This window comes from Sorangium sp. So ce381 (assembly GCF_051473845.1).
Taxonomy (GTDB): domain Bacteria; phylum Myxococcota_A; class Polyangia; order Polyangiales; family Polyangiaceae; genus Sorangium; species Sorangium atrum.
The window spans coordinates 1,584,721-1,595,515 of record NZ_CP150336.1; the positions used below are offsets into that span (position 1 = coordinate 1,584,721).

The 10,795-nt window shown below is 71.9% G+C and carries 5 protein-coding genes, 1 tRNA gene and 1 pseudogene; 4 read left to right on the forward strand and 3 right to left on the reverse strand.

Translation table 11 applies throughout. The features are described from left to right. Positions 1-5: 5 nt before the first annotated feature. The 3 genes from WMF29_RS05890 to WMF29_RS05900 all read right to left on the reverse strand — a co-directional run bounded on the left by WMF29_RS05890 (position 6) and on the right by WMF29_RS05900 (position 8,396). Positions 6-4,493, reverse strand: coding sequence for a translocation/assembly module TamB domain-containing protein (locus tag WMF29_RS05890; RefSeq protein WP_437327886.1), 4,488 nt, complete (start codon positions 4,491-4,493; stop codon positions 6-8). Between the two features lie 149 nt (positions 4,494-4,642). Then, positions 4,643-6,316, reverse strand: a complete 1,674-nt coding sequence (gene ettA, locus WMF29_RS05895; RefSeq protein ID WP_437327887.1) for an energy-dependent translational throttle protein EttA — start codon at positions 6,314-6,316, stop codon at positions 4,643-4,645. 337 nt (positions 6,317-6,653) lie between these two features. Continuing rightward, a complete protein-coding gene (locus WMF29_RS05900) occupies positions 6,654-8,396 on the reverse strand; it encodes a lipopolysaccharide biosynthesis protein (RefSeq protein WP_437327888.1) in 1,743 nt (580 codons plus the stop codon). An 87-nt stretch (positions 8,397-8,483) separates the two neighbouring features. Between WMF29_RS05900 and WMF29_RS05905 the strand changes: the two genes are divergently transcribed. The 4 genes and pseudogenes from WMF29_RS05905 to WMF29_RS05920 form a co-directional block, all read left to right on the forward strand. Beyond that, positions 8,484-8,556 (forward strand) — tRNA-Asn (locus WMF29_RS05905). 247 nt (positions 8,557-8,803) lie between these two features. Then, positions 8,804-9,796, forward strand: a complete 993-nt coding sequence (locus WMF29_RS05910; protein WP_437327889.1) for a hypothetical protein — start codon at positions 8,804-8,806, stop codon at positions 9,794-9,796. Then, the gene (locus WMF29_RS05915) at positions 9,793-10,251 is read left to right on the forward strand and encodes a PIN domain-containing protein (protein WP_437327890.1); all 459 of its coding nucleotides are present in this window, start codon (positions 9,793-9,795) and stop codon (positions 10,249-10,251) included. Before WMF29_RS05910 ends, WMF29_RS05915 begins: the two co-directional genes overlap by 4 nt. 131 nt (positions 10,252-10,382) lie before the next feature. Beyond that, positions 10,383-10,762: pseudogene (locus WMF29_RS05920) on the forward strand (ABC transporter ATP-binding protein); the annotation flags it as partial. Positions 10,763-10,795: the final 33 nt, after the last annotated feature.

Consider the following 10,795-nt stretch of genomic DNA (forward strand, 5'->3'; position numbering starts at 1 on the left):
GAGCGTCACTCGAACTCGAGCCGCCACCTCAGGTCGGCGCCCACGTTGCCGAGCGGCGAGCTCGAGGCGTCGCTCGAGTTGTCGTACGACCCCTGGAGGCTCATCCGGTCGCTGAGCTTCACCTCGACGCCCGCGCGCACCTGGCTGCCCTGCGAGAGCCCAGTCGTCACGTTGGCGCGCACCGCGTCCGTGATGCGCTTGCCGATCGTCACCGTCGGCTCCGGGGCGCCGTTCTTGGACGAGTAGCCGGTGCCGAAGCGGAACTCGTCGATGAGGGGGACCATCGTCTTCACCGCCTTGTCGGCGCCGGTCAGCGACGAGAGCGCCTCGAGGCCCATGGTCTCGCCGAGCGACGACACGGCGCCCTGGTTGAGCTCGGCGCGCGTCATGCCGAGCGTCAGCAGCAGGACGATGTCCTCCTGGCTGAGCGGCGGATCGCTCGTCAGGTTGAGCTGGAGGTTGTCGGCGTCGCCCTGGGCGTGCAGCTTGATGCGCCAGAGCCCGCTGGAGTTCGCGCTGCTGCCCGCGGCCGCGGCCGTCGGCGCCGCGGGCTCCGCGCCCGACGTCGCGTCCGCCGCGGCGGTGCTCGTCGCCGTGTAGCGGCGGTACTCGCTCTCGGCGCGCACGTCGACCTTGGGCGCGATGCGGAACGGATCGTCGAAGCGGACGTAGCCGTCCCGGACCTCGAACTCGGTGCTCCGCAGCATGAGCTTCGAGTCGGGCAGGATGCGCAGCGTGCCGCGCGCGCCGAAGCGCTGGTTCGTGCCCGAGAGCGCGAGCCCGGGCTGCGAGACCTCGAGCCGCATGTCGGCCAGATCGTTCGAGAAGCGGAGCGGGTTCGGCGAGGCGACGGTGACGTCGAACCGGACCACGTCGGCGGCGGGGTCGTAGGTCTGCACCGTCGTCCGCTGGCGCCCCGTGAGATCGCCGAGGTCCATGCTCATCAGGATGGGGCGCGTGTAGCTGAACGACGTGAGCGTGATCTTCCCCTCGACCCGCGGCAGGTTCTTCTCCCCCGACGCGTCGTCCTCGACGCCGGGCCGGAAGCTCGCCGTCAGGTTGGCGTTCGCGGTGAGGTTCACCCCCTCCGCGACCGGCAGCTTCACGCCGGTCGCCACGATGGAGGCCTGCGCCGTGCCGAGGGTCAGGCCGCGCACCGGCATGTGCCCCACCGCGGTCACCGTGCCCGTGCCGACCCGCGCGCTCGCCCGGGTGAGGCGCACCTGGTCGCCGCCGATCGCGAACTCCACGTCGATGTCGTCGAGCGACACCGGCAGGCCGACCACGTCGAGCTCGCCCTCCTTGAGCGTCGCCGAGCCCGTGTAGCTCAGCCCCTGGAGCGGCCCGGCCACATGGACCTCGGCCTGCACCGTGCCCCGCGCGCGCCGGATCTGCGGGATGTCGGCGCTGAGCCGCGACAGGTTCGTCGGGCTGACCCGGATCGCCACGTCGAGGTCCGGCGCCGTGAACACCCGCTTGACCTCGCCGGACGCCGTGAACGCGGCGGACAGGCGCGAGGCGGTGTGCGCCTCGAGGTGGAGCTCCGGCACCTTCAGCGTGTTGCCCGCGAGGCGGATCGGGCCGCTCGGGCTCGTGAGGTGGACCCCCTGGCCCTCCCGCTCGAGCTTGAGCGCGTCGACCGTGAGCGTGAGCGCCGCCTGCCGGAAATCGGCCAGGGGGAGCCGCTCGATGTCGAGCGACCCGGTCATCGTGCCCTTCGGCGCCGCCGCGAGCGCGGCGCCCGGGATCACGTTCGCGAGCGTGCCCAGGTCGAGCGCGTCCATGCGCACGTCCCCGTCCACGATCTTGCGCCGCTGGCGCGTGACGCGGAGCCCCTTCAGCGCGACCTGCCCGCCGAACAGCGAGCCGTTCGCGACGAGGGAGCCGTCGGGGAGGTCGCGGTCGTACTCCGCCGGGTCGAACGGCGCGCCCTGGGGGTTGCCGCAGATCGGCGTCCTGCCGATGATCTTCGGCGCCTTGTCGTTCGGCACGATCGTGAGCTCGACCCGCGAGGGCGGCAGGCTCGCGTGCGTGCGGCGGATGCCGACGCGCGAGACGTGGACGTCCGCGAAGCCGGAGAGCCTGCTCACGGTGCCGCCCAGGCTGGCGACGACCGACACCGAGCCGTCGAACTGCGAGGCCGCCGCCCCGAGCCCGTCGATCCGCGAGAGCGGGAGGCCGCTCGCGATGACGCTCCCCTTCAGCGCGCCGCCGTGCGCCACGGAGGCGCTCGCCAGCACGGAGCCCGTGCCCTTGCGCAGCGACGCCGAGCGGACGTCGAGCCGCATGCCGTCGGCGCCGGCGGCCTGGTCGTCCCAGATCATGTCGAGGTCGACCTCGCCCTCGTCGAAGCGCTCGTCGAGCAGCTCGATGCCGGTGAGCCGCATGCCCGCGTTCACCGCGAGGTAGCCGCCGCCGCAGCGGTCCTCGGGGCCGCCGAGCGCGAAGTGGGCGCGGGCCGTCCCGCTGGCGGTCGCCTTGTAGGCGGCGAACCGCGGATCCTTGTCGAGGCGGAGCACCTCGAGGAGGTCGCGCGCGGCGAGGTGCGGCGCTTCGCGCGTGTCGACGGTCGCGTCCACGACGACGATCCCCGACGAGCTGTCGAGCGGGCGGCCCTTGGGCAGGTTGCCGGCCGGATCGAAATCGACCTTGATCGACGGGATCCGGACGCGGCTCGCACCGTGCCGCACCCGCGCGTTCTCGAGCGTCAGGGCGAGCGGCTCGAACGCGACCGGCGAGGGCTCGAGGTCGCCGATGGGGAAGCCGCCGAACACGAACTTCTCGATGCCGACCTCGCCCGTGAGCTTCGGGTGCGCGTACGAGCCGTGCATCGCGGCCTTCAGCGTGGCGACGCCGGCGAGCTCGAGCGCGGCGAGCGGGGAGACCTCGGCGAGGTCCACGCGCGAGCCCGGGTGGACCTCGACCCCGAGCTGGTCGTTGAAGCCGAGCGAGACGGTGGTCCTGAGGTGCGAGCTCGGCGTGTCGACCGAGAAGCCCGAGAGCACGACGGCGTTCTGGCGCACCTGGAACGAACCGCGGACCGTGCCCTCCTTGACGCCCATCAGGCGCTTGCGGGCAGGGTCCTTCGTCGGGTGATCGAAGATCTCGAAGCCGTGCGTCTGCACGGCGAGCGGGCCCTCGAGGGAGAGCGGGGACAGGGTGCCGCCGAAGCGATCGAACCTCCCCTCGCGCAGCGTCCACGCGACGTGCGCCTGCGGGTGGACCGCGAGGTCGCGGAGCAGGCCGGGCAGCTCGACGTTGGCGAGATCGATCGGCCCGGCCTGGAGCGGCACGCCCTTCTCGAACGGCTTGATCTCCGCGCTCGAGATCTTCAGCGTGCCGTCGGCCCAGGCGACGTCGGCGTCGGAGAGCTGCACGGCGTCCGGGGTCGTCGAGACCCTGCCCGCGAGGCGCGTGACGAAGACCCTGCCGTCGAGGCCCGGCCGGTCGAGCAGGAGCGTGCCCTTGACGCGGGGGAGCGCCAGGCCGAGCGGCGCGGACGCCGCGTCGTACTCCGCGTCGACGTCGAGCGAGACCGAGCCGGACGCGGGCGGCAGGCTCACGAAGCGGTGCACGATCGGCACGGGGAGGCGCGCCCGCACGCGGCCCTCGATCCGGTGGGGCATGCCGTCGCCGAGGCCGACGGCGCGGAGGGCGCCGAGCTCGAGCTCCACCCGGCGCCAGTCGCCGTCCTGGAGCGCGCAGGACGGCGCGGTGCCGGGATCCGGGTCGAAGTCGGCGGCGCCCTCCAGGATCAGCCGGCGGACGAGCGCGCGGCCCGGCTCGACGCGGACGCGCGTGTCGAAGCGGCAGACGACGTCCTCGTCGACGCTGTCCTCCTCGGCCTCGCGGCCGGGCGCGGGGTGCGTGCGGACGACCGAGACGAGGCCGGAGCGCATCGCGATCTCGAACGCGTCCGACGGCTCGGCGGAGACGTCGACGTCGACCTCGGTCGCCTGGACGCGGACGTTGTCGATCGTCAGGTCGAGCCGCGCGTCGGTGATGGCCACCGAGGAGAGCGGCGCGCGGCCGAGGCCGCCCCCGCCGCCCTTGCCGGTGCTCGGGAGGGTGAGGTTCCGGAGCTCCCCGTCCTTCACCACCGCGCGGACGCGCGGGCCGATGATCTCGACGTCCCCCGCGTCGATGTGCCCCGCGAGCAGCGAGAACAGGCGCGGGCGGATGGCCACGCGCTCGAGCTCGAGGAACGGCGCGCCGCCGTCCGAGGAGTCGACGACGAGCCGGTTCAGGCCGACCATGAGGGGCCAGGCCTGGACGCGCACGTCGTAGCGGGCCGTGATGCCGAGCTCGCGCTCGAGCAGCGCGGCCGTCTCGCGCGCCGCCCAGGCCCGCACCGTCTCGGTGCGCACGAGGAAGCCGAGCGCGAGCGGGATCGCGCCGATCACCGCGAACACGGCGCACAAAAAGCGCACGGCGAGGCGCCCCCAGTCCCTGCGGGCGCTCGGCGGGGAGCCCTTTCTCCTCGTGCCGTGCATCGGTGCGCAGCTTAGCTGAAGCGCGGTCGGACGCTTACGTGGGTGGGGTGATCCTGTGCGAGGAAAATACCGGTGCGTGCGCGTCGCACCCGACCGGAATCGTGCTCCAGGGTGGAACGCCGCGGGGGCGGCGTGCGAGGCAGGCCGGGTCAGCCCGCGGTGAGCTTGCGGTAGCGGAGCTTGCGGGGCTCGGCCGCGTCGGCGCCGAGGCGGCGCTTCAGGTCGGCCTCGTAGTCGGCGTAGTTGCCCTCGAACCAGACGACCTTGCTGTCGCCCTCGAAGGCGAGGATGTGGGTCGCGATCCGGTCGAGGAACCAGCGATCGTGGCTGATGACGACGGCGCAGCCGGCGAAGTTGAGCAGCGCCTCCTCGAGCGAGCGGAGCGTGTCGACGTCGAGGTCGTTGGTGGGCTCGTCGAGCAGGAGGACGTTGCCGCCGCGGCGGAGCAGCTTGGCGAGGTGGAGGCGGTTGCGCTCGCCGCCGGAGAGATCGCGGACCTTCTTCTGCTGATCGCTGCCGGCGAAGTTGAAGCTCGCGACGTACGCGCGCGAGTTGACCTCGCGCTTGCCGACGAGGAGGCGATCCTCGCCGCCGGAGATCTCCTGCCAGACGTTGTTGTTCGGGTTGAGCGCGTCGCGCGACTGGTCGACGTACGCGAGCTCCACGGTCTCGCCGAGCTTGAGCGCGCCGCCGTCGGGCTTCTCGAGGCCCATGATCATGCGGAAGAGCGTGGTCTTGCCGGCGCCGTTCGGCCCGATGATGCCGACGATGCCGCCGCGCGGGAGCGAGAAGCTGAGGTCGTCGATGAGGACGCGGTCGCCGAAGCCCTTGCGGAGGTGCTCGGCCTCGACGACCACGTTCCCGAGCCGCTGGCCGGCGGGGATGTGGATCTCGTTCTCCTCGACCTTCTTCGACTTGTCCTCGGCGAGCAGCGTCTCGTAGGCGGCGAGGCGGGCCTTGCTCTTGGCCTGGCGCGCGCGGGGGGCCAGGCGCACCCACTCGAGCTCGCGCTCCAGGGTGCGCTTGCGCGCGCTCTCCTGCTTCTGCTCCAGCTCGAGGCGCTTCTTCTTCTGCTCGAGCCAGCCGGTGTAGTTGCCCTCGTACGGGATGCCGGCGCCGCGGTCGAGCTCGAGGATCCAGCCGGCGACGTTGTCGAGGAAGTACCGGTCGTGGGTGACCGCGACGACGGTGCCGGGGTACTCGTGGAGGAAGCGCTCGAGCCAGGCGACGCTCTCGGCGTCGAGGTGGTTGGTCGGCTCGTCGAGCAGCAGGATGTCCGGCTTCTCGAGGAGGAGCCGGCAGAGGGCGACGCGCCGGCGCTCGCCGCCGGAGAGCTTGGTGACGTCGGCGTCGGGCGGCGGCAGCCGGAGGGCGTCCATGGCGCGCTCGACGACGCGGTCGATCTCCCAGCCGTTCGCGGCCTCGATCTTGTCCTGGAGGGCGGCGTACTCCTCGAGGAGCGCCTCCATGTCGGGGGGCGACTCGCCGAGCTTCGCGCCGATCTCCTCGAAGCGCTGGACGAGGGAGCGGACCTCGTGGACGGCCATCTCGACGTGCTCCTGCACGGTCTTGCCGGCCTCGAGCTGCGGCTCCTGGGCGAGGTAGCCGATGCGGATGCCGTCGGCGGGCTTCGCCTCGCCGAGGTACTCCTTGTCGACGCCCGCCATGATGCGCAGCAGGGTGCTCTTGCCGGCGCCGTTCGAGCCGAGGACGCCGATCTTCGCGCCCGGGTAGAAGGAGAGCCACAGGCCCTTCAGCACCTCCTTGTTCGGGGGGTGCACCTTCCGGACATCCTGCATCGTGAAGATGAATTGAGGGGCCACGTCTTCGCCTGCCTGTGCGTGCCCGGCGCGCCGTGGGGCCCCGCTCGGCCTTCGAGCGGGCGCGGCGCTGGCCGGGCTGGGGGGAGAGGCCGTATGCGAGATCGCCGGCTGACGGTCAAGAGGGCGTGGAAGCAGCTGTAGGCGGGGGCGCAGGGCGCGCGTCGGGACGGACGCGGGCGTCGTATGTATGAAGGGAGATTTCAACGCAAAGGCGCAAAGGCGCAAAGACGCAAAAAAGAGCAGATTTCATGCAGGTTTGCGCCTTTGCGCCTTTGCGCCTTTGCGCCTTTGCGTTGAAATCTCTCTCGGGATCCTGGCCGGACTCCTGACGGCAGAGCTAGGCGCGCCGCGCGCCGCGCCCGAACGCCTGCTTGAGGGCAGCGAGGTCCTCGCGGCCGACCTCGCGCGTGGCGACGAGCACGGCGAGGTACACGAGGGCGACAAGGATCGCCTCGCCGAGCACGGCGATCTTGCCGAGCCACGGGAGCTGCGCGCCCACGGCGATCGCGGCGAGCAGCGCGGCGCCCACGCGGAGCGCCGTCCGGGCCGGGACGAAGCCGCCGGCGGCGCGGTGGAGCAGGACGCCGCCGGCGACCGCGGCGGTGGCGAGCGCGAGCGAGGTGGCGACGGCGGAGCGCACGAGCATGTCGGGGCCGAACGCGGCGCGCGGGACGGCGATCGAGCAGCCGGTGGCGACGAGGAGGACGGTGGCGGCGGTGAGGGCGGCGGCCGCGCGCTCCCGGTGCAGGCTGGTGAGCGCGGCCGAGGCGACGCCCAGGACGGCGAACGCGCCCATGCCGAGGGAGAGCACGCGGAGCGTGTCGCCGCCGCGGCTCCAGATCTCGACAGGGAAGGCGAAGCGCAGGACGTGCGGGGCGAGGCCCGAGATCGGGGCGCAGAGGAGCCCGGTGAGCAGGAACGAGAGGCGGACGCCGGTCATGGCGTAGCGGCGGACCGCGGCGCGGTCGTTCTCGGCGTGCGCGCGGGCGAGCATCGGGAAGAGGATGAACGTGACCGAGAGGAGCAGCTGGTACGGCAGGAACGCGAAGAGCTGCGCGCCGCGGTAGACGCCGATGAGGTCGTCCGCGGCGTTCGCGCCGAGCGCGAGCCCGCTCGTGGCCTGCCCGAGGAAGCGGCGGAGGAGGAAGAAGTCGGTCTGGAGCAGGAGGTTCAGGAACGTCTGCGAGACGGCGAGCGGCAGGAGGAAGGCGGCGTGCTCGCGGATCGAGGGGCCGGCGCTGCCGCGGCGGCCGAGGCCGGTCCTGGTGAGGGCGAGGGGGACGATGACGGTCGCGGCGGCGACAAAGCCGGCGATCGCGCCGAGGACGCCGCTCTGGCCGGCGCGGAGGAAGAGGAAGGCGAAGCCGGCGATGCTCGCGGTGCGGAGCGCGCCGTAGCCGACGTCGAAGGCGGCCTGCGTGACGAAGCGCCGCTGGCCGTTGAGCGCGCCGACGAGCGGGGCGTAGAGGCCGTAGAGGAGGACCACGGCGGCGGCGAGCCGCAGCGGGCCGGCGACGTGCGGGGCCTCGGAGAAGTCGGCGATGGCGCCGGCGAGGAGCGCGAAGCCGGCGGAGACGACGACGGCGAGGACGGCGTGCAGGGCGAGCGTGCGGCGGAAGGCGGCGGCGACGTCCTCTTCCGCGACGCTGGAGACGGCGCGCGAGACGCCCTGGATGCCGGTCGCGACGATGACGTTGTTGACGACGCCGACGCCGGCGAGGACGACGGAGACCGCGCCGTAGCCGTCGGTGCCGAGCAGCCGCGGGAGGATGAGCTGCTGGACGAAGCCGAACAGGATGAAGGAGACCTTGGCGCCGGCGATGGCGAGGCCGCCGCGGCCGGCGGAGCGGGCGGTGGCGGGGGAGGTCGGGGCGGAAGGGGAGGGAGAGGAAGCGGCAGGCGCCGGGGCGGCCTGCGTAGGGTCCGCGGCGGTTCGCGAGGGATCCGGGGCGGAGTGCGGGGGATCCGAGGGCGCCGGAGCGTCCGGCGGCGGCGGGAAGGGCACGGCGGCGCGCTGCACGGCGGGGTTGTCGCAGAAGCACGCCGGGCGGGCAATCTCGCGCGGAGCGGCCGAGCACACCGGGGCGTCACGTAAACTTCAGCGGCGGTGCGGATTCGCTTGACGGGAAGGCCTCGCCGACTATCCTCGCGCCCGTCTCCAACGCATTCCAGCTTAGCTCAGTTGGTAGAGCAGGCGGCTGTTAACCGCCGGGTCGCTGGTTCGAGTCCAGCAGCTGGAGCTATTTCGCCGAGGCGACCCGGTCAGGGCGCCATGCCGACAAGGGGCCTTGCCAGAAAATCTGGCAAGGCCTCTTTGTTTTTTCCGCAGCTCACGCAGCGCGCACGCGGAACCCAGGAGAGCGCTCAGAGCAAGACGTGGCGCGTGACGAGCCACAAGGTTCGGCCCACGCAGAGCCGAGGCCGAGCGGTGCTCTTGAGTTCACGGTGAACGGCTCCCCGCTCTGGGGTTCACGGCTCCTCCTCTCCTTGCCGGTCGCGCCCGCACACCGGAAGATAGAGAGGGAGGCCGCGATGAAGAAGCACACCATGACGCTGCTGGGAGGGACGCGCGGCGAGCTTCGCGTTCCGGCAGACGTGCTTCTCGAGACGGTCGGCGCGCTGCTCGAGGGTGCCCGCCAGGCGACGCGCTTCGTCGTCGAGGGCGAGAGCACGCGCAAGGGGCCGCGACCCGCGTGGCTCGATGTGGCTTGTCGCGTGGAAATCACGGGGCTGACCGCTGGTTCCGCCGTCGTGGCGCTCGAGGCTCCGACGCTGGCCGACGTGGCGCCCGAGCGCTTTGGAGGCGCGCATCGATTCTCGCTGTTCGTCGAGGCGCAGCGGCTGATCGAGACGAGCAGCTCGGCCGTGGACATCTTCGCGGGGGTGCTCGCGAGCGTCGTGAAGGGCGACCGAGATCGCGTGCTCGCCGACCGCGCGCTGCTCGACACCTGCGTCCGGTTCGCTCGGGCTGCGCGTGACGGCTTTCATGGCGTACAGCTCGAAGGCATTGCTGGGCTCGACGCCCCCCTCGTCGTGCGACGCGACGATGTGGGCAAGATCGAGCTCCTTCGCGACGAGACCCCGGATCCCAAGGCCGTGCGTGTGACCGGCACGCTGGACACGATCTCCGCGACGAAGTCAGACGTCATGCTCACGCTGGCTGATGGCACTGCCGTGGCTGCCCGGCTCGACGCCCGCGACAACGAGCAGCTCAAGACCCTGTTCGGCTCGCGGGTGGTGGTTTCGGGCATGGCCCAGTTCCGTCCGTCCGGCAAGCTCCTGGTCATCGACGTCGAGTATCTCGGCCCCGCGCGCGCTGGTGACACCGTGTTCGAGAGCGCGCCAAAAGCCACAGCCAGGAAGCCCGTGGCCTCCTGGGTGCCGCAGGACGAGGCCACTGGCGTGTCGGCGTTCTTCGGCACGTGGCCGGGGGACGAGACCGATGAGGAGCTGCTCGGCGCGCTCGAGGCGATCCGGTGAGCCAGCGGATCTACCTCCTCGACACGAGCGTGATTCTCCCGCTGGTGCGCGGTAACGCGCTGGGTCGGTACATCGACGAGCGCTTCGGCCTGCGGTCCGCTGCGCAACGTCCGCTCGTGTCCGTGGTCAGCCTCGGCGAGGTGCGCGTGCTCGCGCTGCGCAACGCCTGGGGCGACGCCAAGCTGAAGGCGCTCTCGAATGCGCTCGACAGCCTGGTTGTTGTGGACATCAATCATCCAGCCGTCCTCGAGGCGTACGTGCAGCTCGACCTGGTCTCGCAGCGCCATCCCGACGGCGCCCGCAACATGGGAAAGAACGATCTGTGGATCGCGGCCTGCGCCAAGGCTGCCGGCGCGACGCTGCTCACCACGGACGACGACTTCTCCCACCTGATCCCCGAGCACCTCGATGGCGAGGTCATCGAGCCCACGATGGCGTCGTCATTGCTGACGTGAGTTCTGCTGAAGCTACGGACGACGCCGAGCGAGCCGAGGAGCTGAGCGAGCCCCTCCGACCTCATCGGAGTCACTGAGCCGGCGCGGGCTCGGAGCGCGCCCGTGCAGCGCACACGGCATCTCGCATGTTCACCGCGCTCCAGAACGGGATGCCGCCCGCCTGGGGCGACGAAGGCTTCCCTTCGTCGACCATGAAGGTGCGCGCGGCCGAGCTGCTCGGAGCGATGGGGCTCGCCGACCGAATGAATTTCAGGGCGACCGCGCTCTCGGGCGGCCAGCGGCAACGCGTGGCCATCGCGCGCTGTCGCGCCGATCGCCGCTCGTCCTCGCCGACGAGCCGACGGGGAACCTCGACACCGAGTTGTCGGCCGAGGTCTTCGCGTTGATGCGCCGATTCAACCGCGAGCTCGGCACGACGTTCCTCGTCGTCACCCACGATCCGCGCATCGCCGAGCAGTGTGACCGCGTCATCGAGATCGTCGACGGTCGCATCGCCAACGACCGCGCGTGACGGTCATCCAGGCGTCGCACCGAGACGCAGCTC